The 22,263-nt window shown below is 66.6% G+C and carries 19 protein-coding genes and 1 pseudogene; 13 read left to right on the forward strand and 7 right to left on the reverse strand.

The window, feature by feature from the left end; genetic code table 11:
* Positions 1-117 precede the first annotated feature (117 nt).
* The 3 genes and pseudogenes from ACPXY0_RS13775 to ACPXY0_RS13785 all read left to right on the forward strand — a co-directional run bounded on the left by ACPXY0_RS13775 (position 118) and on the right by ACPXY0_RS13785 (position 4,562).
* Positions 118-2,898 (forward strand): McrB family protein, encoded by a 2,781-nt coding sequence (locus ACPXY0_RS13775; protein WP_423925482.1) that lies wholly within the window; start codon positions 118-120, stop codon positions 2,896-2,898.
* 13 nt (positions 2,899-2,911) lie between these two features.
* A pseudogene (locus ACPXY0_RS13780) lies at positions 2,912-3,883 on the forward strand (DUF2357 domain-containing protein); the annotation flags it as partial.
* A gap of 181 nt (positions 3,884-4,064) precedes the next feature.
* Positions 4,065-4,562, forward strand: a complete 498-nt coding sequence (locus ACPXY0_RS13785; RefSeq protein WP_423925484.1) for a nuclease domain-containing protein — start codon at positions 4,065-4,067, stop codon at positions 4,560-4,562.
* 35 nt (positions 4,563-4,597) lie between these two features.
* Here ACPXY0_RS13785 and ACPXY0_RS13790 read toward each other — a convergent pair whose 3' ends face one another.
* The 3 genes from ACPXY0_RS13790 to ACPXY0_RS13800 all read right to left on the reverse strand — a co-directional run bounded on the left by ACPXY0_RS13790 (position 4,598) and on the right by ACPXY0_RS13800 (position 7,030).
* Positions 4,598-5,227, reverse strand: coding sequence for a type II toxin-antitoxin system VapC family toxin (locus ACPXY0_RS13790; RefSeq protein WP_423925486.1), 630 nt, complete (start codon positions 5,225-5,227; stop codon positions 4,598-4,600).
* A complete protein-coding gene (locus ACPXY0_RS13795; protein WP_423925488.1) occupies positions 5,161-5,427 on the reverse strand; it encodes a hypothetical protein in 267 nt (88 codons plus the stop codon). The genes ACPXY0_RS13790 and ACPXY0_RS13795 overlap by 67 nt, the downstream gene beginning before the upstream one ends.
* An 82-nt stretch (positions 5,428-5,509) precedes the next feature.
* Positions 5,510-7,030 carry an amidohydrolase family protein gene (locus ACPXY0_RS13800; RefSeq protein WP_423925490.1) on the reverse strand — a complete coding sequence of 507 codons (1,521 nt, stop codon included), beginning with the start codon at positions 7,028-7,030 and terminating at the stop codon, positions 5,510-5,512.
* A gap of 172 nt (positions 7,031-7,202) precedes the next feature.
* Between ACPXY0_RS13800 and ACPXY0_RS13805 the strand changes: the two genes are divergently transcribed.
* The 4 genes from ACPXY0_RS13805 (at position 7,203) to ACPXY0_RS13820 (ending at position 12,946) form a co-directional block, all read left to right on the forward strand.
* The gene (locus ACPXY0_RS13805) at positions 7,203-8,936 is read left to right on the forward strand and encodes a M1 family aminopeptidase (RefSeq protein WP_423925492.1); all 1,734 of its coding nucleotides are present in this window, start codon (positions 7,203-7,205) and stop codon (positions 8,934-8,936) included.
* Positions 8,937-9,006: 70 nt separating this feature from the next.
* On the forward strand, positions 9,007-10,353 hold the full coding sequence (locus ACPXY0_RS13810) for an NAD(P)/FAD-dependent oxidoreductase (RefSeq protein ID WP_423925494.1): 1,347 nt from the start codon (positions 9,007-9,009) through the stop codon (positions 10,351-10,353).
* On the forward strand, positions 10,350-12,278 hold the full coding sequence (locus ACPXY0_RS13815; RefSeq protein WP_423925496.1) for an alpha/beta hydrolase family protein: 1,929 nt from the start codon (positions 10,350-10,352) through the stop codon (positions 12,276-12,278). Before ACPXY0_RS13810 ends, ACPXY0_RS13815 begins: the two co-directional genes overlap by 4 nt.
* Positions 12,279-12,304: 26 nt before the next feature.
* Entirely contained in the window at positions 12,305-12,946 is a 642-nt protein-coding gene (locus tag ACPXY0_RS13820) for an SRPBCC domain-containing protein (RefSeq protein ID WP_423925498.1), read from the forward strand.
* 37 nt (positions 12,947-12,983) lie between these two features.
* Here ACPXY0_RS13820 and ACPXY0_RS13825 read toward each other — a convergent pair whose 3' ends face one another.
* The 3 genes from ACPXY0_RS13825 to ACPXY0_RS13835 all read right to left on the reverse strand — a co-directional run bounded on the left by ACPXY0_RS13825 (position 12,984) and on the right by ACPXY0_RS13835 (position 16,518).
* Positions 12,984-14,147, reverse strand: a complete 1,164-nt coding sequence (locus ACPXY0_RS13825; protein WP_423930689.1) for an ATP-binding protein — start codon at positions 14,145-14,147, stop codon at positions 12,984-12,986.
* A 110-nt stretch (positions 14,148-14,257) separates the two neighbouring features.
* A complete protein-coding gene (locus ACPXY0_RS13830; RefSeq protein WP_423925500.1) occupies positions 14,258-15,229 on the reverse strand; it encodes a hypothetical protein in 972 nt (323 codons plus the stop codon).
* The gene (locus ACPXY0_RS13835; RefSeq protein ID WP_423925502.1) at positions 15,220-16,518 is read right to left on the reverse strand and encodes a pyridoxal phosphate-dependent aminotransferase; all 1,299 of its coding nucleotides are present in this window, start codon (positions 16,516-16,518) and stop codon (positions 15,220-15,222) included. Before ACPXY0_RS13835 ends, ACPXY0_RS13830 begins: the two co-directional genes overlap by 10 nt.
* A gap of 136 nt (positions 16,519-16,654) precedes the next feature.
* On the opposite strand from ACPXY0_RS13835, the gene ACPXY0_RS13840 reads away from it, so the two are divergent.
* From ACPXY0_RS13840 to ACPXY0_RS13865, 6 genes are all read left to right on the forward strand, one after another.
* Positions 16,655-16,918: a FitA-like ribbon-helix-helix domain-containing protein gene (locus ACPXY0_RS13840; protein ID WP_419940340.1), complete on the forward strand. Its 264-nt coding sequence runs from the start codon at positions 16,655-16,657 to the stop codon at positions 16,916-16,918.
* Positions 16,915-17,364, forward strand: coding sequence for a type II toxin-antitoxin system VapC family toxin (locus ACPXY0_RS13845; protein WP_423925504.1), 450 nt, complete (start codon positions 16,915-16,917; stop codon positions 17,362-17,364). The genes ACPXY0_RS13840 and ACPXY0_RS13845 overlap by 4 nt, the downstream gene beginning before the upstream one ends.
* A gap of 93 nt (positions 17,365-17,457) precedes the next feature.
* A complete protein-coding gene (locus tag ACPXY0_RS13850) occupies positions 17,458-17,754 on the forward strand; it encodes a ribbon-helix-helix protein, CopG family (protein ID WP_423925506.1) in 297 nt (98 codons plus the stop codon).
* The gene (locus ACPXY0_RS13855; RefSeq protein ID WP_420463449.1) at positions 17,751-18,164 is read left to right on the forward strand and encodes a type II toxin-antitoxin system VapC family toxin; all 414 of its coding nucleotides are present in this window, start codon (positions 17,751-17,753) and stop codon (positions 18,162-18,164) included. Before ACPXY0_RS13850 ends, ACPXY0_RS13855 begins: the two co-directional genes overlap by 4 nt.
* Before the next feature lie 18 nt (positions 18,165-18,182).
* A complete protein-coding gene (locus ACPXY0_RS13860) occupies positions 18,183-19,547 on the forward strand; it encodes a M24 family metallopeptidase (RefSeq protein ID WP_423925508.1) in 1,365 nt (454 codons plus the stop codon).
* Between the two features lie 11 nt (positions 19,548-19,558).
* Positions 19,559-20,533: a phytoene/squalene synthase family protein gene (locus ACPXY0_RS13865; protein ID WP_423925510.1), complete on the forward strand. Its 975-nt coding sequence runs from the start codon at positions 19,559-19,561 to the stop codon at positions 20,531-20,533.
* A gap of 20 nt (positions 20,534-20,553) precedes the next feature.
* On the opposite strand, the gene ACPXY0_RS13870 is transcribed toward ACPXY0_RS13865, so the two are convergent.
* Entirely contained in the window at positions 20,554-22,050 is a 1,497-nt protein-coding gene (locus ACPXY0_RS13870; RefSeq protein ID WP_423925512.1) for an efflux RND transporter permease subunit, read from the reverse strand.
* Positions 22,051-22,263: the final 213 nt, after the last annotated feature.

Genomic DNA, 22,263 nt, shown 5'->3' on the forward strand with positions numbered 1-22,263 from the left:
CGAGACTCTACCGGGCGTCCCGATCCCCCGCCAGCCCTCTTCCTCCCGAGTGGACCCGCCGCCCCGGTACGGACATGTTCACCCGCTGAAACCGGATCCCCCAGCTAAGGCCGCCCCATGACAGAGAAGGAAGCCGAAGGCCTCGTCCTCCTCAAGCACTACGCCGCCGACGCCGATGGCAGAGTGATTCTGACCAGGATGGCCGAGTCGATACAGGAGGCGAACCGGTTCGGGCAGAAGCACTGGACTCCAACTGTACGGAAACAAAAGGGCTGGACGGTAACCCTAAGAATCGGGACGACTCAGGCGATCATACTCAGACGCGAAGAGGTGGAGGTCCTCCTCGTGCCCGATCTCTTGAGTAATGAGGAACGGGAAGTCCTCGATGAAGCCGCTCGCGACAAGTTGTCTTTCAAGGAAGTGCCCAGTTCGTGGCGCTACGTTTTGGATTGGGCGAAGGCCCGCGAGCTCTGGGGATCTGTCGAGAAGGCCCACCACCACGTGCTCCAATACACGCAGAAGTCCAGCGTAAAGAACCCCGAGGCCGACGCCGTGATCGATTTCCTGAACCGTGAACTCGGGCAAGAACTCCCCAAACCGGATCCGGGCCGTGAGGATCCGACGCCCCGACCACCGGACGCCGATCCAGGCCTCGCCCTTCTGGAGGCATACGCGGCGTCCGAGACGGGCAGGGTGCTCCTCGTCTCGATGGCCAAGTCGATCAGGATCGCACACGCCGACAACCCCGCAAACTGGTGCACAACGGTATCAAAGCCCAGGGAATACATCGCCATGAATGTCGGCAATGCGTGCGCCATCCGACTTCAAGACGGCGAGATTCGGCTCCTCCTGATCCCCGAAGGCCTGGACGAGGGCGTGAGAGAACGTCTCGAAGAAGCCACGCACCACTCGTGGAATCGCAAGGCCGTACCGGGAGCCCGTAACTACATGCTGGGCTGGCCGCACGCCGCCGAACTGTGGGAATCGCTCGAAGAGGCTCACCGTGCGGCGATCAGGGCGGCTCACCGGAAGTCGGCGACGAGCCGGCGGCATCACTCCGCCGCCGTCGTCGATTACCTCAACCGGGAACTGGGACTTGATCTTCCTCAGCCGGACTACGGGCCTCCGGCGCGGCTCGAGCCGGTAGGAGATGGCGTGGATGACACCGAAACCAAATGCAAGGATTTCAAGGCGTTGACTCAAGCGCTGAAGGAGGCCGAGCTCCACTTCTTGAGTGAAGCGGTCGCGAGCTACTTCCTGGCTCTGCAGACCAAGCGGTTCGCGATCCTCACGGGGATCTCGGGCACGGGCAAGACACAGATCGCGATGGCCGTGGCGCGCAGCTTCCCATCGACGATCCGGGACCGGCGAGCACGGGCGACCGATGACGCTGCCGCGCAGGACAACGACGTCACGATTACGGCCCGACCGTACCACTTCAAGTACCGGCAGATCGTCCTGCCCGCAGCGTTCGTGGCCAGGATCGACGCCTTTCTCACCCCTGAACCCAACTCCAACGGCGGCATGATCGCGGCATCCTATCCGGGCGGACTCACCAAGCTCCGATTCTGGCGAGACCCAAATCCAGCGAGAAACATGACATGGCTCATGTTTGCCGCCGCGCACGACTTCCGGGACTGGTATCTGGAGAACCTCCAGCCGGGGGACGAGTTCTTCATCAGCTTTCGAGAAGGGGAGACACCCGACGAACATCGGATCGAGTTCCGGCTGGCCGCAACTGAAGCGACCGAGCGGGAACTCGACAACTTCGAATTGGTGCCCGTGCGGCCGGATTGGGTGGATAACCGGGGGTTGCTCGGGTACTTCAATCCGCTGACGGGCGAGTATGCGGCGACACCGTTTCTTTCGCTTCTTCTTGAGGCGCAGGCGGAGGAGGAACGGGCGAAGAAGGAGAAGAGGGACCCGCACCCGTTCTTCGTCGTGCTCGATGAAATGAACCTCGCCCGGGTGGAGCACTATTTCTCGGACTTCCTGTCGGCGCTCGAATCGGAGGAACCGATACCCCTCCACGAGAGCGAGGAGGTCGAGGAGGGGCGGACGGAGTCCGGTGCCGTGGTCCCGCGACAGCTGCGGGTGCCGAGAAACGTGTTCTTCACGGGTACGGTGAACGTGGACGAGACGACGTACATGTTCAGCCCCAAGGTGCTCGACCGGGCCTTCACGATCGAGTTCGACCGGGTGGACCTCGATGGCTTCACGACGGGAACGAACTCCGACGAGGGGGCCGGACTCAGCTTGGACGGAAGTGTCGGCGGACTGCGGCTTACGCCCTACCGGAAGCCGAAACGGGACGACTGGCTGGAGTTCAGCAAACTCGGCGGCGGCCGGTTTCACCGGACGCTGCTGGAACTTCACGGCATCCTGGAGGAGGAGCACCGCCACTTCGGCTACCGGGTCGCGAACGAGATCGCCCGCTTCGTCAATCTGGCGCACCGCCAGTCGGCGGATGGGAGCACGGCGGCCGAGGCGGCGTTCGATCTCGCGCTACTCCAGAAGGTGCTGCCGAAGTTCCACGGCACGAAGCAGGAACTGGAACGCATTCTGCAGCGGTTCTTCTGGTTCGCGGTGCGCGGCTCGGCGCGGGCGCGTAGGGGAGACGAAGCTGTCAAGCTCGACCAATGGCCCGTGGTGGACGGTCGTCTGACGCGGGCGTCCGGGGCGACCGTCGAGGCGGAACCTGCCATGGCGGAGATACCCGGAGACGAGAAAAATGTCGGGGCCGAACAACCCGAGCCTTCGGCTCCCGAGTCCCCGGGGAGAGCGGCGGGTGAGCCGGCCGGGGATGGGCAACCTCCGGCCTACCCGCGCACCGGGGCCAAGATCCGGCGCATGCTGAAACGGCTGGAGCAGCGGGGCTTCACTTCGTTTATCGAGTGATCAGGTTCAACCAATGATCCCACCGTCCGAAGTGACGCTGGCGGGGATCGAGGAAGCTCGGTACCCCATAACACTCACGGAGTGGGGCTCGGACCGGTGCCCACCGCGCCGTGACGGGCGGTGGCAACTGCGGAGCGAGCGGCGTTGGGTCGTTGAGGGACCCCGCGCGAAGCTGGCCGCGATCAAAGCAAACCTCCCCGCATCGGCCTGCACCAGGACAGGGCACGGCGCGGTCGTCCTGAATCTCGTCAACTCCGTCGGCATTCTCGATTTGCCCGGAGTCGGCCGGGTGGAGTTGCTTACCGGAAAGCTGGGCGAGGTGGAGTTCGAGGCACTTCTCGCGGACCTGACCCGCCTCGCCACGAGCCTGCCGTTCTCGGCGGGGGATCCGGGTTCGTCACCGTATGCGAGCGGCCCACCTCCCCGCGACGAGGTGCTCTACCACGCGTTCGTTTACCTGCGGCACATCCTCTCCAACAGGGCCCCGGCCGAGGAACGGCTGATACCGGCCCTCGAGCTGATCCAGCGCGCCCCGCACCGGCGCTGGCGCACGGAGCGGCGGGACATCCGCATCGAGGCTCTCACGCGGGTGGATTCGCGCACGCTGCTCGATCTTGTGACCCGCACCGGGGCGCAGGTTCACGCGGCGTCCTTATCTCCCGCGGCGGCGTCCCTCACCGAGCAACTGGGAGGGCGGCTGCCGGAGGAGGTATCGGAGCGACGCATCCAGGCCACGGTCGACACCCCGGAAAACCGGTTCGTGAAAGCCTTCAGCGGCCAAGCGAGTGGCATCATCGGCCGCGTCCGGTCGAAGGCGGCGGGTCGCCGGAACGTGTTTGGACGCAATCTCCTTGCCGACTGTGATCGGATGGAGGCGGCGCTGATACCCGTCGTCCGTCATTCCATGTGGGATGGAGTGGGGGAGATGAGGCGAATCCCTTTCTCCTCCACCGTGCTCCAGCGGCGGCGCGGATACCGTCATGTGCTGCGGCACTTCTCCAAGATCCGCCTCGCGCCGCAAATCCCGCTCGACCAGGCGGAGATGCGCGATCTCCTCGAAATCAAGGACATCGCCCTCCTGTATGAGTTGTGGACCTTCTTCCGCCTCGCTGAAATCATCTGCGAGTTGCTCGGACCACCCGTGAGGAACGCCCGGCCGGCCGCGCGTGCGGCTAGCGTACAACGAATCATTCTCCCCTTCCCGGAAGCCGCCGAACTACTCCTATTCGGTACCGCTTCGTCCCGACACCTCACTCCATATTGCGGCGGGGCCCAATCGCGGTCTCCACCTCCTCGACGCAAAGTTCAGAGTGCAGAAGTTGGGCGACGCGGGACTCGATGGCCGGGACGACGAGGAAACGAATGAGAAGACGAGCGAGCGGCGGGGCGACTTCAAACGTGGCGACCTCTACAAGATGCACGCCTACCGTGACGCCATCCCCGCAGCGCGCTCCGTCTGGATCCTGTACCCGGGTGGCGAGTTCCGCTTCTTCGACGCCTCGGGAGACGAGTCCGTAGCCACTTCGCCTGAAGAGCTGCCGGAGTCGATCTGCGGAGTGGGGGCAATCCCCTTCGCCCCGAGGGCCGGGAGTGGACTCACCGGTTCACCCCATGCGACGGCGCGAGCCCTCCTGTGGCGACTGCTGGATTCGAGGCCGACCTGAGTCGCGGTGCTCCTTCCGGAGCCGCGCGTGCGCGATCAATCGTCCAGAGCCTCTTCGACCGGATCGCCACGCATGAGCTCCACAAGTTCATCCGTTGGTTCGGGGGGCCGACGCACCAGGTCCGCCACGCGGGCAAAGCCCTTGCGGGATAGAAGCACTCTCTCCCTTCGCTTCCACGGGTCGAGGGTGACTAGTTCCGGGAAGAGCGCAAAATCGCGATCTCGCGTGAGTAGGGCTTCCACGCCGTGGGCCAGGCAGAGGGCGGCAACGCGGGCATCGTGGACGAGCGGGCCGCGGACGCGCTGGCGTGTAATCAAACGTTCCAGCAGGTCAAGGAAACCGTCCGTTTCTCCCAGCAAGCGGTTGGAGGGGGACTCGGTCCATGCGCGAAGCTGGGCCCACGCTCGGTCGGGTGGCGTCGCCGCGTTACGCCAGATACGCCGGTTCGTCACAACACCCAGGAACTCGTAGAGGCAGGGCCAAGGGATAGCCCAAGCCAAGTCGCCCTCGGCCAGCGTCCTGAGCATGTTGCGCGCGGACTCGTGGAGGGGCGACTCCCGGCGATGCGCGTATACCAGGATGTTGGTGTCTACCGCGATCAAGGGGCTTCGGGTTGTTCGTAGATCCTTCCGGACTCGTAGATCATCTCGGAGAGATCCTGCCACGAGAATGCGGCAAGCGGATCGTCGTCGCAGGGGTCTCCGTGGCTGAGGTCCGGCATCCGGTACCTGGCGGCAGTCGGACTCGCCGAGAGTACCCTCCTCAGACCCTCCTCGACCACGGAGCGCAGTGAGCGCCGGTTATCCCTCGCGTGCCGCTTGGCCCGAACGAGAAGCTCCGTGTGGATATCGATGGTCGTCTTCATGACCCATACTACCCATATTTCTTCGTACGGGCAAGCAATAATCATACTCGAGTAGGGTGCCCGGCGTCCCTCCGTTCTCTGGTCAGCGGACGAACATGACCGGTCGCGTGGGGATGGCGTCCACGTCGATCACCTTCCCCTCCTTCATCACCATCGCCTGCCTGCGGATGTTGTGGATGTCTTCCAGCGGGCTCGCGTCCAGGAGGACGAGGTCCGCGAACTTGCCGACCTCGATCGTGCCGAAGTCGTCGAGACCGCGGGCCGCGAGGGCGCCGTTGCGGGTCCCGGCCACGATCGCCTCGGACGGGGTCATGCCGAGTTCGACGAGGCCTTCGATCGCCATCAGCGTGCCGATGCCCGGCTCCTGCCAGATCGGCTTGGGCTCGCGCAGGAACTGGATGTCGGCGGCAGGGAAGTTGTCCGTGCCGAGCGTGACGATGCAGCCGGCGTCGATGAGGCCCTTCGCGTTCTGGCGGCGCATCGCGTTGTCCTGGCCCAGGGCGCTGCGCTCCCGGCGCAGTTCGAATGACGTCTTTTCACGCGTCACGGGACGGCGGAGACGCCCCCACTCGGCCGACGACCCCTCGCCGGCCAGGCGCGCCTCGGCCGCGGCGACATCCGCGAGGTGCTGTTGCCACGCCGCCCCGGTGATCGTGTTCACGAGCATCGCGCAGATCACGCCCCGCTCGCGGATCTGCGCCAATAGCTCCTCCGAGTAGGGACGCCCGGCCAGCAATTCCGGGTGCTGGATGAGGTCGATGCCCGCCTCCACGGCGAGACGCAGGCTTTCCGGGTTGGTGGCGTGCGTTTCGGCGACGAGCCCCCGCCTGTGCGTCTCCTCCACGATCACGCGCTGCGCCTCGGGCGAGAACCCGATCATCGTCGGGTAGGACCAGTGGCTGCTGCCGCCGTACTTCACGAAGTCGACGCCCTTGTCGAGATAGTCGTTGATCGCGACGCGGAGTTCCTCCGGGTACATGTCCATGAGGTCTTCCCCCGCCCCCTGTGCGAGGTGATCGGAGAACTGCTCCTCCCACAGCGACAGGTCCGTATCGGCGATGAGCGAGAACGTGACGGAGAACGCGCCGCCCCACCCGACGATGTTGCCGGCGACCTGCATCCGCGGGCCGATGTCCCGCCCCTCCGCGATGGCGTCCCGCACGTCAATGAGCTGGGGCAGCTGGCCGTAGCTGTCACGGATGTGCGTCACCCCGTGCTTGAGGTGCATCTGCGCGGACTCGAGGGCGATGTCGGCCCCGCGCTCCCAGTAGAAGACCGCGCTTTCCTTGCGGTGCTTCCCGAAGCCGGCGCCGTAGAGACTCGTGTGCACGTTGGTGTCGACGAAGCCGGGGGTGAGGAACTTCCCCGCCCCGTCGATGACCCGCACCCCATCGGGCACCGCCGTGGAGGCGCTCGGTCCCATGGCGGCGATGCGATCGCCTTCGATCACCACGGTGGCGTCCGCCAAAGGTTCGCCCCCGTTCCCGTCGATGACCGTGGCCCCGACGATGGCGATGGTCTCCTGGGCGACAGCCTCCGGAGATGACATCCAGCCGGCGACCAGACCGATGGCGAGTTCGACCGGGAATCGGCGATTCAACATGAGGTCCTCCTTCGTGAAGTGGCCTTTCGCAGCGTAGGGACGCACCTCGGACCCCGTCAATCGACACGCCGAGCGAGACGGGCGGCGTAGGCGGGGCTCGCTGGGAGGTGCGGCGGGCCGGCTTCCGGGTGCAGGTTGGTCGCGGATCCGGAACCATGCGAACGAGGTGTCGATGAAATACGCCCTGCCGCTGCTGCTGTTCTCAGCGCTGATGCTCGGTTCGTCGGACGTCGGGCCGAGGCTGGTATCCGAGCCGCCCGGGGAGCCGCGCTCCGAGCGGCGGGCGGACACCTATCCGAAGAACGCCGCCATCGACGCGCTCAACTACGCGTTCGCGCTCACGCTGAGCGACGAGACGGAGGTGATCTCGGGCGAGGCGACGATCGGCCTCCGGTTCCTGGAGGCAGGGGTCGAGCGGGTGCGACTGGATCTCATTGAGGAGAAGCCCGATGGCACCGGGATGCGGGTTCGGGGCGTCATCGGGAATTCGGGACCACTCGAGTACACGCACCAGGACGATGCGCTGGTCGTCTCGCTGGCACGGCCCACCGAGGCGGGCGAGCGGCGCCAGCTCACCGTCGCCTACGAGGGGGTGCCGGCCACCGGCCTCATCATCGGTCCGAACAAGCACGGCGACCGGACCTTCTTCAGCGACAACTGGCCCAACAAGGCCCGCAACTGGCTGCCGACGATCGACCACCCCTACGACAAGGCCACGAACGAACTGATCGTCACGGCTCCGGCCCACTATCAGGTCATCTCCAACGGATTGTTGATCGAAGAAACGGACCTGCCGGAGGGAACACGCCGGACGCACTGGAAGCAGTCCGTTCCGATCGCGACGTGGCTATATGCGCTCGGCGCGGCGCGCTTCGCCGTGCAGACCGTGGACTACTACAACGGGGTGCCGATCCAGACGTGGGTCTACGCGCAGGACCGCGACGCCGGCTTCCATGACTTCGCGGTCCCGACGAAACAGGCGATGGAGTTCTACGGGGACTGGGTTGGGCCCTATTCGTACGAGAAACTCGCCAACGTGCAGTCCAACAGCGTGGGCGGCGGGATGGAGGCGGCGACCGCGATCTTCTACGGCGACGACTCCGTCACCGGCGAGCGCTCGATCCGCTGGCGGAACGTCATCATCCACGAGGTCGCCCACCAGTGGTTCGGGAACGCGGTCACCGAATACGACTGGGACGACGTGTGGCTCAGCGAGGGCTTCGCGACCTACTTCACCCTCCTCTTCATCGAACACCAGTACGGGCGGGACGAGTTCGTCGAACGGCTGAAGGTGAGCCGGGACGGGATCCGCGCCTTCATGGCCGAGAACCCCGACTATCGGATCGTGCACGACAACCTGGCGGACATGAGCCGGGTCACGAGCGGGGCCGGGACGTACCAGAAAGGGTCGTGGACGCTGCACATGCTGCGCGGCGTGGTCGGCGAGGACGCGTTCTGGGCCGGGATCCAGGACTACTACCGGGAGTTCCGGGACCGGAACGCGACCACGGCGGACTTCCGGCGGGCGATGGAAGAGGCTTCGGGCCTCGATCTGCGCGAGTTTTTCGACCAGTGGCTGTATCGAGGCGGGTGGCTGGAGGTCGAGGGCGGCTGGAGCTACGACGCCGAGGCCGGGGCGATCCACGTCGAGATCGATCAGATGCAGGACGACGCCTACACGTTTCGGATGCCGTTCCGGATCGGGATCCACCTCCCGCCGGACGGACCGGGCGAGCGCGGCGTACACGGAGCCGCCGTGCCGCCTCGAATCGAGGTGGTAGAGGTCGACGCGCGCCGCAACGTCTTCACGATCCCGGTCGAGGCGGAGCCGCGTGATGTCGTCATCGATCCGAACACCTGGCTTCTCATGGATGCGGACTTCGAGCGTCGCGGGGCAGGACGATAGCGCTTGCACGGAGCGCAGCGCGCGAGACAGCTTTGACGCCCTGGATCCGCTTCGGGAAGGGACGGCGCACTTGGCGATCGATCGACGCGACTTTCTGAGGGCGGCCACGGCCGGCGCGGCCGGGCTGTCGCTCGGCAACGCCTCTTCGCTGGCGCGCGCGCCCCTGTTCGAGGGCGCGGTCCCGGCGCCCCGCGCCACACCCCTCCGCAGACGCGGCGGTCAGGCCCCCGACGTGGTCGTGATCGGGGCGGGCAGCTTCGGCATCTGGACCGCACTGAATCTTCAGCGCCTCGGCGCCACCGTCACCGTGCTCGACGCGTATGGCCCCGGCAACTCGCGCTCCACCTCCGGAGGAGAGACGCGCGGCGTTCGCTCGTCGTACGGCGGCCGCCCCGCGGGTTTCGTCTGGAACCGGTGGGCCAACGAGGCCATCCGGCGCTGGATCCAGTGGGATGAAGAGGGACAGGAACTCCTCCTCCCGCGTGTCTTCTACCAGTCGGGCGATCTCATCCTGCGCGAGGAGATGATCCCGTACCTCGAGGACACGATGGCCCAGTGGGATCGGCTCGGGGTCGACTACGAACTGCTGGACGTCGACGAGATCAACTACCGCTGGCCGTGGATCCGGACGGAGGAGGGGGTCTCCCTGGGACTCCACGAACCCAACGCGGGGGTCGTACGGGCGCGGCGCGCGATCGAGTCGGTGGCCAAGCGGTTCGAGATGGAGGGCGGCGAGATCCGAATCGCGCGGGCCGCTCTCGGAGAATCGGACGGTCGCCAACTGAACGACGTGACGCTGGGCGGGGAGGAGTCGCTGGCGGCCTCGACGTTCGTGTTCGCGGTCGGCCCCTGGATCGGAAAGACGTTCCCGGAACTGTTCGGGGACCGCGTCCGCATCCCGGTCGGCAACGTCTTCTACTACGCGGTGCCGGATCAGCGCTTCATGTTCCCCAACATGCCGAGCTATGGCGTACCGGGGTGTACGGGCTGGCCGGCGCTCGGCCCGGACCACCGCGGCTTCCGCGTGCGGACCGGCGGGCAGCCGGGCGACGATCCGGACACGAGCGACCGCTGGGTGCCCCCCGAGGCGCACGAACGCCCGCGCCAGGTCCTCGCGCAGTACTTCCCCGACATGGTGGGGGCTGCGATCAATGAGACGCGCGCCTGCCACTATTGTTTCGGTCCCAACCGCAACTTCCTCGTCGACAAGCACCCCGACTTCGACAACGTGTGGCTCGCCGGCCTCGGGACCGCCGAGTCCTTCAAGCAGGGACCGGTGCTCGGCGAGTACATCGCGAAGCGCGTGCTGGAGATCGAGAACGATCCCGAACTGGCCGAGCAGTTCAGGTTCTCCCTCGAGGCGCCGGAGGGCGGGCAGCGGGAGCCGGGGCCGGAGTCGGAGGACCTCGGCGGTTGAAGACGCGACGATTCCTCGCGGCGGCGGCCGTACTGACGGTCGTCACCGCAGTCGCGGGAGCGGGGTGTTACGGTCCGCTCCGGCTGACGCCCTCGGACCACGCCTCGGTCCTGGCCGACCAGCGGCTTCAGGCCGAGCACCCGGCGACTCCGGGCCCCTACGAGGTGCGGCGGCTCTACTACGGTAGCGGGACGGACAGGCGCCGGCCCGAGTACCGCGATTCCGTCTCGATCGTGACCGAGACCGTGGACGCCTCCAAGCTCGTGTCGCTGGGCGCGACGGCGAAGGAGCGCAACGGCTACTGGGGCTTCACGCCGAAGGCGTTCCCCATCAACGGCCGCGTCTGGTATCCCGCGGGCGAGGGCCGGTTCCCGCTAGTCCTGATCGTGCACGGGAACCACAACATGAAGGACTTCTCCGACCCCGGTTACGGGTACCTCGGAGAGCTGCTGGCGAGCCGCGGGTTCGTGTTCGCGTCCGTCGACATGAACTTCATCAACGGGGGCATCCGGAACGAGAACGACGGGCGCGGGTGGTTCCTGCTCAAGCACATCGACGCCTTCAAGGGATTCGCGGCGGACGAATCCACCCCCTTCCATGGCAGGATCGACTTCGACCGCATCGCCCTCATCGGACATTCGCGCGGGGGCGAAGCGGTGGGACACGCGGCGGCCTTCAATCGGCTGTCTCGCTATCCGGACGACGCCTCGCTGGAATTCGACTTCAATCACGGGATCCGCGGGATCATCGCGATCGCCCCGGTGGACGGTCAGTACCTGCCCACGGGCCGGCTCGTGCCGGTCGAGAACGTCAACTACATGGTGTTCCACGGTTCGCACGACGGGGACGTCACGAGCTTCCACGGGCTGCGGCTGTTCAACCGGCTCGAGTTCACCGACGACGGGGACTACTTGAAGACCGCGATCTACATGTATCGGGCGAACCACGGCCAGTGGAACACGGTGTGGGAGAACAAGGACAACGGGCCTCGAAGCGCCCGGCGGCTCGATTTGCGGGGACTCATCGACGGAGAAGCGCAGCGGGAGTTCGCGAGGATCTATGTCTCGGCCTTCCTCGAGACGACGCTGCGTGACAATCGGGACTACATGCCGATGTTCCGGGACCACCGCGCGATCGGGGGCTGGCTGCCGGAGACGATGTACATCACGCAGTTCGAATCGAGCAGTTTCCGGCCGCTCGCCACCTTCGAGGAGGACATCGACGTCACGACCGGGACCGCGCACGGCGTGAAGCTCCGGGGTGACTCGCTCGGCGTGTGGCGCGAGGAGTTGCTCGATCTCCGGTCGCAGAACCGGCCGACGTCGTCGAGTTCGCAGCAAAACAACGCCCTCCGGCTGGGCTGGAACAACCACATCGCCGGCGACGGGGACGCGCTCGGGACGCCGGCGAGCTACGCCATCGTGCTGCCCGACGCCCTGGGGGCGGAGTGGGGACTGAGCGCGACATCTCGCCTGGACCTGCAGCTCGCGGCCGTGGAGGGTCGCCCGGGCCCGCGAAGATCCGGGGACGAAGACCAGGGGCAGGACGACGACGCGGCGCGGGTCGCCCGGGAACGGGACGACGGCGCGCGCGAGGAGGGGGAGGAGGACGAGGAGCCGGTGGATCTTTCGGTCGTGGTCACAGACGCCGATGGCGAGGCCGCGAGCGTACGGCTGTCGGACTACGGGCCGATTCGGAGGCCCCTCGAGATGGTGGTGCGGCGCCGCAACGACGCGGCGTCCTTCGACAATCAGTGGGAACTCGTACTCCAGTCCTTCTCGATCCCGCTCGCCGACCTGGTCGAGGCCAACCCCTCCTTCGATCCGGCCCGCCCCCGCGAGATCCGCCTCCTCTTCGACCGCACGGCCGCCGGCACCGTCGTCGTGAACAACGTCGGCTTTTCCGACCGCTGGCCGGACAGCTGAGGGGCGCACTCTCCAATGACGTCGGCATGAGCAAGGACACCACCGGGAGCGTCGGTTCGGTCAGGCGTGAACTGAGCCAACGCGAGCATGAGGGCCGGCCCGTCCACGCGCTGGTTGCGGCGAGGGTGTACGGCGTGAACCGGGAAGATCTCTGGAACGCACTGACGAACGCGGCCCGGATTCCGAAGTGGTTCCTGCCGATTTCCGGCGAGTTGCGCCCGGGCGGGAGCTACAAGCTCGAGGGGAATGCGAGCGGGGAGATCACGGAATGTGAGCCGCCAGAGCACTTCGTCCTGACGTGGCGCATGCACGGAGACGTCAGTTGGGTGACGGTGACGCTCTCGGAACTGTCGGAATGCCTCACCGAAGTCCGTCTCGAACATCTCGCAGCCTTCCCTCCGGAATTCTGGGAGGAGTTCGGGCCGGGCGCGGTCGGTATCGGCTGGGACCAGGCCATGTACGGCCTCGATCAGCACTTCTCTTCGGACCCTGCGGTCGTCCCGGATACGGCGGCGGAGTGGCTCGCCTCCGCCGAGGGGAGGGATTTCACTCGCCAAAGCAGCGATGCCTGGTGTGAGGCGTCGATCGCCATGGGCACCGACGTAGAAGCCGCCCGCGCCGCGGCCAATCGGGTGGCCGCCTTCTACATGGGCGAAGACGCGACCTGACGAGTCGGGTGGGTTCGAGCGACCCCTGAAGCACCAGCTACCGGAGAGCCAACTCCTCACAGATTTGCGGCAGGGGTAGAGCCTCGATGTCGCGGCCGAGCGGGAAGGGGTCGCGGCCGGGATGGACGACGAGTTTCCGCGAGGGTCGGAGGTCTTCACAGGCGCTGTGGAAACCGCGCGACACCTTGGGCGCGGTGTTCCGCTTGATCTCGACGGCCCACGTCTCCCCTCCACCGAGCGCCAGCACGAGGTCGATCTCGGCGCCGCCCGCGGTCCGGTAGTAACCGCACGAGGCATGGGGCGGGAGTCCGCTCAAGATGTTTTCGATCACGAAGCCTTCCCAGCTGCCGCCAACCACCGGATGACCGAGGAGGGCGTCCAGTGACCCGATACCGAGAAGAGCATGACAGACGCCGCTGTCTCTCAGATAGGTCTTGGGCGCCTTGACGAGTCGCCGGCGCATGTTCTCTCGCCACGAGACGAGACATCTCACGAGAAGCAGGTCGACCATGAGGTCGAGGTAGCGGCCGACAGTGACGCCGCTGAGCCCCAGGGACCTGGCCAAAACCGCTGCATTGAACGTCTGTCCCTGATTGTGGGCCAGCATGGTCCAGAAACGACGCAGCGTCTCTGCCGGTATCCGGGGTCCGAGGGCCGGGATGGTGCGCTCCAGATAGGTCTGGATGAAATCAAACCGCCATTCGAAGCTCTGCTCGTCACCGCCGGCCAACAGACTCTCGGGGAAACCGCCCCGGTGCCACAGGTCATCGAGGTTATCTTCGCCCACCTCCCGAACGTTCAGTGGCTGCATCTCGCAGTATGCCACACGTCCCGCGAGCGTCTCCCCGGATTGCTGAAGAAGGTCGATGGAAGCGGATCCGAGAAACAGAAAGTGTCCCGTTCGGAGACCCTCCCGCCGACGTCGATCGATGACTCCCCTTAGCGGCTCAAGAAGGTCCGGCAAGCGCTGGATCTCGTCCAACACGACGAGCCGATCCGCGTTCCTCTCACAGTACGCGTCTACATCCGCCAGCCTGGCCCGATCGGATGGGCGTTCCAGGTCGAGGTAGGCGGCGCCCCGCTCGCTCGCGATCTCGAGGGCCAGCGTCGTCTTGCCAACCTGTCGGGGACCTGTCAGTACGACAGATGGAGCCCGCGCCAGCAGGCTCTCCACCCGCAACTTGATCTTTCGTGGTATCAGCACCATAACTATGCAAATCTAACATGGCATGTAGGATTTGTCATGTTACGGGCCGGATCTGGACGTGGTCCCCGGGCCAGCCGGGGGATCGAGGCTCAGCGCCTCGGTTGTCAGCGGAAGCTGAGGCCGAGGCGGTGCGCGTCTCCGTCCACGTCGAAGGCCTGGAAGGCGTACTCGACCGTGAGGGCGTCGCCGGTGAAGGCGAAACCGAAGGTGAACGGGCTCCGTTCGTCCTCGACCACGCGCTGGAGCCCGGCGCGGAGGCGGAAGGTGTAGCCCTGAACGGGCCAGTATGAGAGTTCGACGCCGCCGGCCGGAATGATTTCGCCGTCCCGGCGGCGGAGGAGCTGGCTGGTGAGGAACATGTCCAGCTCGCCGACCTCGAACCGCTCGGTCGAGACGCCGAGGGCCAGTTGGGTCGGGATCCTGACCCCCCGTCCGTGAAGCTCCAGGTCGGATCCCAGGTTGCGGGCCGCGAGGCTAACCATGGTGGGCCCGAACTCGCGCGCGACGCCCACATCCAGCACGACGGCGCGGTCCAGTCCGCGCGCGAACTGAAGCTCCAGGTACTTGGCGACGATGCCCGCGCCGAACACGCCGAACAGCTCGCGCGCGTAGCCGAGCGAGGCGGCGAATTCGGTCACGGGGGAGCCGTCCGGCGTGGCAGCCGCGCCCTGAAGATCCGGGCCCGGAGCGATCCCGCGGCCGCTGTACCGCAGATACTGGAGACCAACCGCGAAGTCGCCCAGCCCGACGGCGCCCTTCCCGGCGAGCGTCGCGAGCGTGCCCTCCGAGCCGTAACGCTGCAGGCCGGACGCCATGCCGTCCGCGCGGGCGATGAGGGCAGGCGCGTAGAAGAGGAGGTCCGACCCGCCGCCGAACAGGTAGGGCGCATTCCCGTAGGCGGCCGCCTCCACACTGGCCGGAGCTTCGAGTACGAGCGCCCCGTAGCCCTCCGGGCGGGACTGCGCCGCGCCCCCTCCCGGGCCCGCTCCGCTTGCCAGGGCCGCGAGCAGCAGGGGGACCGCGCCCCGTGCGGCGATGGATCCCGCGGTCCACTCCATCTCCGGGTTCAGTCCCACAGACGCTCGGTCTCGACGAACTCCCGGAATCCGTCCGGGTCGTCGTCGGCCCGCTCGATCCGCGCCACGCCGCGCTCGATGTCCTCCATGCCGTTCGCGATCGAGATGCGGAGGAAGTGCTGGCCCTCCGAGCCGATGCGGCAGAACGAGGCCCTGTCCATCGTGGCTACCCCGTACCGGTAGAGGAGGAACATCTGCAGCATGCCCGAGGGGGTCGTCCGCGCCCGGGACTCCGCGGGCATCTTTTCGTGCGCCTCGAACACGCCCAGCCGGTCGCAGATGCCGGAGACGTTGGGGAAGACGTAGAAGGCGCCCTTCGGCAGTTCGCAGCGCAGGCCCTCGATCGCGTTGAGCGCGGGGACGATGAAGTCCCGCCTCCGCTCGAACTCTCCCACCATGTGCGCCACGACGTCGGCCGTGGCGGGGTCCTCGTACGCGGCCCGTCCTCCCTCCTGCAGGAAGGGCGGCACGCACGACATGATGTTGATGTTCAGCTGCTTGAAGACCTCGGCCTCTTCGCTCGTCGGCAGGACCGCCCAGCCGAGCCGCCATCCGGTCATGGCGAAGCCCTTCGAGTGGCCGCTCGCGATCACCGTCCGCTCCGCCATCCCGGGTTGCGAAGCGATGCTGTGGTGCTCCGCTCCGTCGAAGAGGATGTGTTCATAGATCTCGTCGGAATAGATCCGCACATCCGGGTGGCAGCGTTCGCGGACCACCTCCGCGATTCCCGCAAGATCTTCGGCCGAAAGCACGCCGCCGGTCGGATTCGAGGGAGAGCAGAGGATGATGAGCCGGGTGCGCTCGGAGAGGAGGGCCCCGAGGTCGTCCGCCGTGAAGGCGAAGCCGCCTTCCTCGGAGAGGTGCAGCGGGACCGGGCGCGCGCCCACGAAGGTCGCCCATGACTCGTAGATCGGGAACCCGGGACTCGGATAGATGACCTCGTCGCCCCGGTCGACGTAGGTCTGGAAGGTGTACCCGATCGGAGGCTTGGCCCCGGGGGTGACCACGACCCGGTCCGGTTCTACTTCGATCCCGCGCGTCGCCGAGACGTGGCGCGCGATCGCCTCACGGAAGGACGGGAGCCCGGCCGCGTCGCAGTACCCCGAGTTCCCCGCCTCGAGTTCGGCCACGGCGACGCGGTTCAGGTGGGGTGCGCTGCGGAAGTCGGGAGCGCCGATGTTGAAGCGGATGACGTCCATCCCCCGGTCGAGACAGACCTGGATGTCGTCATTGACCTTGAAGGCGTTCTCGGTCCCCAGGTCGGCGAGGCGTCGCGCTAGAACAGGCATGCCCGATAATGTCCCAGCCGCCCCCCCGTTGCCAGTCGAACGGTTGAGAAGATCGTGAGCTTCGTGCTGCTTGCAAGCAATGGCTGCTAGCATTAGTCTTCTCGTGTTGGACCGCTGCCGTGGAGAGTGAAGCACTATGGGAAGCACGATTACCGTCCGGGATATCGACCCGGGGGACAAGGCCTGGCTTCGGCGCGAGGCACGCTACACCGGCATTTCGATGGAGGAGTTCGTCCGCCGCCTGATTCATGAGAAGCGGGAAAAGACGGAAGGCGGGACGAGGCCCTCGGAGGTGTTCGAGCGGCACTTCGGGCCGGAGTACGGGGTCGAGTTGCCGCCGCTGCCTCGTCACGGATACAAGCCGTTCGTGTTCGAGGACGAGCGGACGAGCGAAGCGTGACCCGGCCGCTCGGGTGGCTCATTGATACCAACGTCGTCTCCGAGATGATGCGGCCGGCCCCCGAGCCGCGAGTGGCCGGGTTCCTCGACGGAATCTCCCCCCAGGGAATCGGTCTGGCGTCCATCACGGTGTGGGAAGTCCTCAACGGAATCGGCCGTATGGAGGCTGGCCGCCGACGGGAGGATCTGGCCGAGCGGTTCCAGGGCGTACTGGACGAACTCTTCCGCGGACGGATCCTCGACTGGACTCTGGCCGACGCTCGAGCCTGCGCCCGCATCATGGAAGCGAAGCGGCGGCGGGGAGAACCGCTCGACGATCATCTGCCGGACGCCATGCTGGCCGGCACGGCGGTACGTCACGGCCTCGCCCTGGTCACGCGGAATGAGCGAGATTTTCGTAGCACCGGTATCGAAGTCGTCAACCCGTGGGCTGACCGGCAGCGTTGAGCAGATGCAGGGGAAGAGCCGCGAAGCGGAGCTACAAACCCGCCTTGGGCGAGCGGGTTGCCGCATAGCTGTCAACCATATACCATATGCTGCATGGACAAGATCAAGACGACGGTCTACCTGCGCGCGACCGACTACGGCAAGCTGAAATCGATCGCGGACGCCGAGAACCGCTCCGCGGCCGAACTGATCCGGGAGGCGGTGGCGGAGTATGCCACCCGCAAGGTACGCGCCCGGTTGCCGCGCAGCATCGGCATGGGCGACAGCGGCATGCCGGATCTGGCCGAGCGGTACGAGGAATACATGGACGGGTTCGGGGAGGACGACCTTGCCGGGGACGCCCCTGAAACGGAGAGGGATCTCACGGAAGGGACGGCGACTGACCCGTGATCGTCGCCGACACCAGCGCGATCGTGGCACTCCTCGACCGCAGGGCCCGGGATCACGACGCAATCCGCAACGCCTACGAGAACCGGCCCGGGGAATGGATTCTGCCGTGGGCCATCCTCCCGGAACTGGATTACATCGTAGGGGCGAGATTGGGGGCTGCCGTGGCCGCCGCGCTGTGGGACGACCTGTCGGAAGGCAGGTTCATGATCGAGTGGGGACGACTCGCTGATCTGCGGCGGGCCGCGGACCTGCACGCAACCTACCGCTCCCTGCGGTTGGGTTTGGTGGACGGCGTGGTTATGGCCGTAGCCGAGCGGCTCCGCGCCCGGGCTATCGTGACCATCGACCTCCGCGATTTCGGAGCCGTATCCCTGGACGGGCAGCCACAGCTCTGGCCGAGGGATCTCTAGGAACACCCGGGAGGGGCCATGTTTCAGGTCATTCCGAAGGGTTGGGTCGCCCGCGCGGGACTCTGCGCGGCGCTGCTCCTTCCCCTGATTCCCGTTCCCTCGGAGGCACAGGAGGCGCGACGGCGGTGGGAGCGCATGGGCCAGATGCGGCGCGAGAAGTTCGACGTCGTGCTGCCCGAGGTGATGCGGGAGAACGGGATCGACATGTGGATCACGGTCCGCAAGGAAGGCCTCGACGACCCGCTCACGCCGGACCTCGGCGTCGGCTATGTGAACCCGATCGGCTACTACATCTTCACCGACCGGGGCGGGGACCGGATCGAGCGCGCCGCGCTCGGGATCAGCGGTTACCTCCTGGCCGGGAGCGGGGCCTACGACATCGTTACGGGCAACTTCGACCTGCGGGCGTTCGTCGCCGAACGCGACCCGGAGCGGATCGGCCTCAACATGGGGGAGAACATCGGGGCGGCGGATGGGCTCTCCTACACGGGCTACCACCACCTGGCCGAGACCCTGGGCGAACCCTGGCAGTCGCGGTTCGTTTCCGCCGAGAAGCTCGTTTCCGATTTCAGGGCGCGGCGGGTCGCCTCCGAGATCGCGGGCTTCGCGGAGGCGGGCGAGATCTCCAGGGAACTCGCCGAGCGTGCACTCTCGAACGAGGTCATGACGCCCGGCGTCACCTCCCTGAAGGACGTCGCCTGGTGGCTCATGGACCGGCTTCTCGAGCGTGGACTCGGCTCGTCCTTCGGCTTCCCTTCGATCTACATCACGGGGCCCGAGGGGGTCGAGGCGGTGTCGAGCGATCGCATCATCCAGGGCGGCGACGTGATGATGATCGACTGGGGCGTCTGTCACCTCAACTTCTGCACGGACATGAAGCGCGTCGCCTACGTTCTGCGGCCGGGCGAAACCGAAGCCATGCCGGGGGTGCAGAACGCTTTCGACCAGGCGCTGGCCGCGCGAGCGGTATCGCGACGCGCGATCCGGCCCGGGATTACGGCCCGCGAGAACATGGATCGGATCGGGGCCGCGCTGCGGGGGGCCGGGTTCAACCCCATTCCGTTCAATGAGCCGACCGACGGCCCGCAGACGGATGTCACATGGGAGGGGCATCATTCGGTCGGCAACCTCGGCCACGGGATCGGCCCCTCGATCGCAACCTGGAACCCGCGACGTCTCACGTTCGAGGTCGTGCCGTCGAACCTGCTCTCGATCGAACTGTTCGCGTACACGGCGATCCCCGAATGGGGCGGCGCGAAGCTGCGGGTGCCGCTCGAGGATGACGCGGTGGTTACGGAACGGGGTGCGGAGTGGCTCTATCCCGCGAACAGCCGCCTGCTCCTGATCAAGTCCGATCCTGTCGCGGCCCGGGCCGTGTCCTGAACAACCCGGCCATGGCCACTCTTCGTGAGCTTCTCGTACGGTCCAGCCGCACCTTCGCGGTGGGCATCGAGCTCCTTCCCGACCCGCTTCGCGGCGAGATCACCGTCGCCTACCTGCTCCTTCGCGTATCCGACTATCTCGAGGACAACCAGGAACTCGGCGAGGATGAGAAGGTCGCCCTGCTGGAAGAATGGAGGCGCGTCCTCGACGGTGGTGGGGACCGCGAAGCCCTGATCCAGCGCCTTGGGGAGGCCGGGGAGGACACACCCGACGCCCTGGTCGCCCGCCACGCGCTGACCGTGCTCGACGGACTGGAGCGGCTGGCGCCCGCCGCGCGCGAGATCCTGGTACGCCACGTTCGTAGATCGAGCGCCGGGATGGCGCGCTGGACGCTTCGGGGGTCGGTTTTTCATACCGAGGCGGACCTGGACGACTACATGCACGAGGTGGCCGGACGCGTGGGGCACTTGCTAACCGAACTGTTCGTGCTCCGGCTCTCCGGGTTGGGTAACGAGCGGGAGCGCATGATGGCTCTGGGGCGCGAGTTCGGCCTGGCACTACAGACCGTGAACGTGATTCGGGGGCTGCACGAAGACCGCGGCCGCGGGTGGGTGTACGTGCCCGCCTCCTTCCTCCCCGACGCGGACATGGGCGCCGGCGAACTGTTCGAACCCGCCAACCACGACGCGGCGATGAAGGTTCTCGGCCGGCTCGTCAGCAAGGCCGACGGCCACCTGGCCGCGGCGCGCGCCTACATGCGCATGATCCCGAGGCGGCATCACCGCGTGCGCCTCTTTTGCCTGCTGCCGCTCCTCTTCGCCGTCCGCACTCTGGCGATCAGCCGAGCCAACCCTGAGGTGCTGGACCGCGAGACGAAGATGACCCGCCGCGAGGTCACGGCCATCACCCGCCGCGCCAGGGTGTTGGGCTTCTCGAATCGCTGGATCCACCTGTACTGCCGGCGCCTCGCCGAACGAGGCGCGTAGGGGGCCAGGCGCGTAGGGGGCTAGGCGCACCCCAGTCGGCGGCTTTCTCTCCAATCGGCCAGGTTGTACTGCGACATGACCAGCGCCGGCACGACCAGCATCAGGAGGAGGGTGGCGAAGAGGACGCCGATCAGCCCGTACAGCGACCAGAGGCCCCAACTGAGGCCAAGCAGCATGTGTCCCGCCAGCGCGCCGATCGCACCCAGCGGAACGGCGGTCATGATGATGAGGAGCTGGGAATACGAACCGAACGGGATCGCCATCAGGCCGTACATGATCAGGAGGGCCAGAACGAGCGACCTGCCCAGCACGGCGATCGCCTCTTCCTGGTCTTTTCTCTGGCCGCCGTAGGTGTAGACGAGTCCCGGGTTCCGGGCGGTCAGCTGGGCCAGGACATCGCTCTCCAGACTGGCGTTCACCTGCTGGCTCGTGGCGCTCCGGGGGTCCACATCGGCGGTGACCGTAACGGCGCGTCGACCGTCGACCCGGTGGATGGCGGCGGACGAGCGGGCGAACCCCGCGGACGCGACCTGCCCCAGCGGCACCTCGTCACCGGGCGTCCGCACCAGGTACCTCTCTACATCCGTCGCGGAGTTACGCTCTTCCTCGGGGAGCCGTACATACACCCGCATATCCTCGCGGCCGCGCGGCACCCTCAGCGCCTCCGCCCCGAAGAAGACCGACCGTACCCGGGCCGCGAAATGATCGAGGGTCAGGTTCAGGGAACGGGCCCTCGGCTTCAGCTCCAGTTGCAGCTCCCTGAACCCGTCGTCGAGGTTGCTCCGAACGTCGAATGCTCCGTCGATGGCGGCCTCCAGCCCGCGAGCGTCCCGCTCCCGTTCGGCAAAGACGCTCTCTCCAACCACAATCGCGTCGTCCACGACGATGCCCAGGGCGAGGACGAGCGCCATCATGGAGAACATATTGATCGATATGTTCAGGAATCCCATCACCAGGAAGGTGCCGAGGAACGAGACGGCCAGCCCCACGGCCACCCACATGGCCAGCCGGATCTCCAGGAACAGCGCCAGCGCTCCGAAGACCAGGAGCAGTCCGAGCAGGGCGTTCTTGATCATGAGGCCGAGACGCCCGCTGACCTGCTCCGCGTCATCCTTCCAGAGTTCGACGGAGACGCCTTCGGGGAGGCTCGGCACCACGTCGGCCGCGAGGTAGTTCTTGATGGCCGCGACGATGTCCAGCACCTGTTCGCCCGAGGTCCGGTACACATCGACGCGCACCGCCCGCTGCCCGTTGTAGCGCACGTCCAGGTCGGTGTCCGCAAAACCGTCACGTACGGTTGCAATGTCGCCCAGCCGAACCGACGTGCCGTCAGACCGAGTGAGGACGATGATGTCCTCGAAGTCCGCCTGGTTGTAGTTCTGTCCCAGCGTACGAACGAGGATCTCCTCGCCACCCGTGGATACCTTGCCGGCGGACAGTTCCAGCGAACTCTGCCGCACGGCGAACGCGACGTCGTCGAGAGTGAGGCCAAGGGCTCGGAGTCGTCGCAGCGGCACCTCGATGGAGATCTCGTACGGGCGGGCGCCGCTGGTCCTCGGCCAGGGACACCTCCGGAAGAGACGAGAGCCCCTCTTCGATGCCGTACGCCAGTTCCTTCAGCGTACGTTCCGGGACATCGCCGTACACGAGGAGGCGGAGGACGCTCTGCCGACTCGTGATCTCCCGCACCTCGGGGCGTTCCGCGGCGGCCACCGGCGCCGTCGCGAAGG

The organism is Candidatus Palauibacter sp. (genome assembly GCF_965237495.1).
Classification (GTDB): domain Bacteria; phylum Gemmatimonadota; class Gemmatimonadetes; order Palauibacterales; family Palauibacteraceae; genus Palauibacter.

Coding starts and splice junctions, on each gene's coding strand:
- ACPXY0_RS13860 (WP_423925508.1), top strand. CDS start 18,183: ATGTTTCAGGTCATTCCGAAGGGTTGGGTCGCCCGCGCGGGACTCTGC.
- ACPXY0_RS13850 (WP_423925506.1), top strand. CDS start 17,458: ATGGACAAGATCAAGACGACGGTCTACCTGCGCGCGACCGACTACGGC.
- ACPXY0_RS13820 (WP_423925498.1), top strand. CDS start 12,305: ATGAGCAAGGACACCACCGGGAGCGTCGGTTCGGTCAGGCGTGAACTG.
- ACPXY0_RS13795 (WP_423925488.1), bottom strand. CDS start 5,427: ATGAAGACGACCATCGATATCCACACGGAGCTTCTCGTTCGGGCCAAG.
- ACPXY0_RS13805 (WP_423925492.1), top strand. CDS start 7,203: ATGAAATACGCCCTGCCGCTGCTGCTGTTCTCAGCGCTGATGCTCGGT.
- ACPXY0_RS13775 (WP_423925482.1), top strand. CDS start 118: ATGACAGAGAAGGAAGCCGAAGGCCTCGTCCTCCTCAAGCACTACGCC.
- ACPXY0_RS13840 (WP_419940340.1), top strand. CDS start 16,655: ATGGGAAGCACGATTACCGTCCGGGATATCGACCCGGGGGACAAGGCC.
- ACPXY0_RS13865 (WP_423925510.1), top strand. CDS start 19,559: ATGGCCACTCTTCGTGAGCTTCTCGTACGGTCCAGCCGCACCTTCGCG.
- ACPXY0_RS13800 (WP_423925490.1), bottom strand. CDS start 7,030: ATGTTGAATCGCCGATTCCCGGTCGAACTCGCCATCGGTCTGGTCGCC.
- ACPXY0_RS13835 (WP_423925502.1), bottom strand. CDS start 16,518: ATGCCTGTTCTAGCGCGACGCCTCGCCGACCTGGGGACCGAGAACGCC.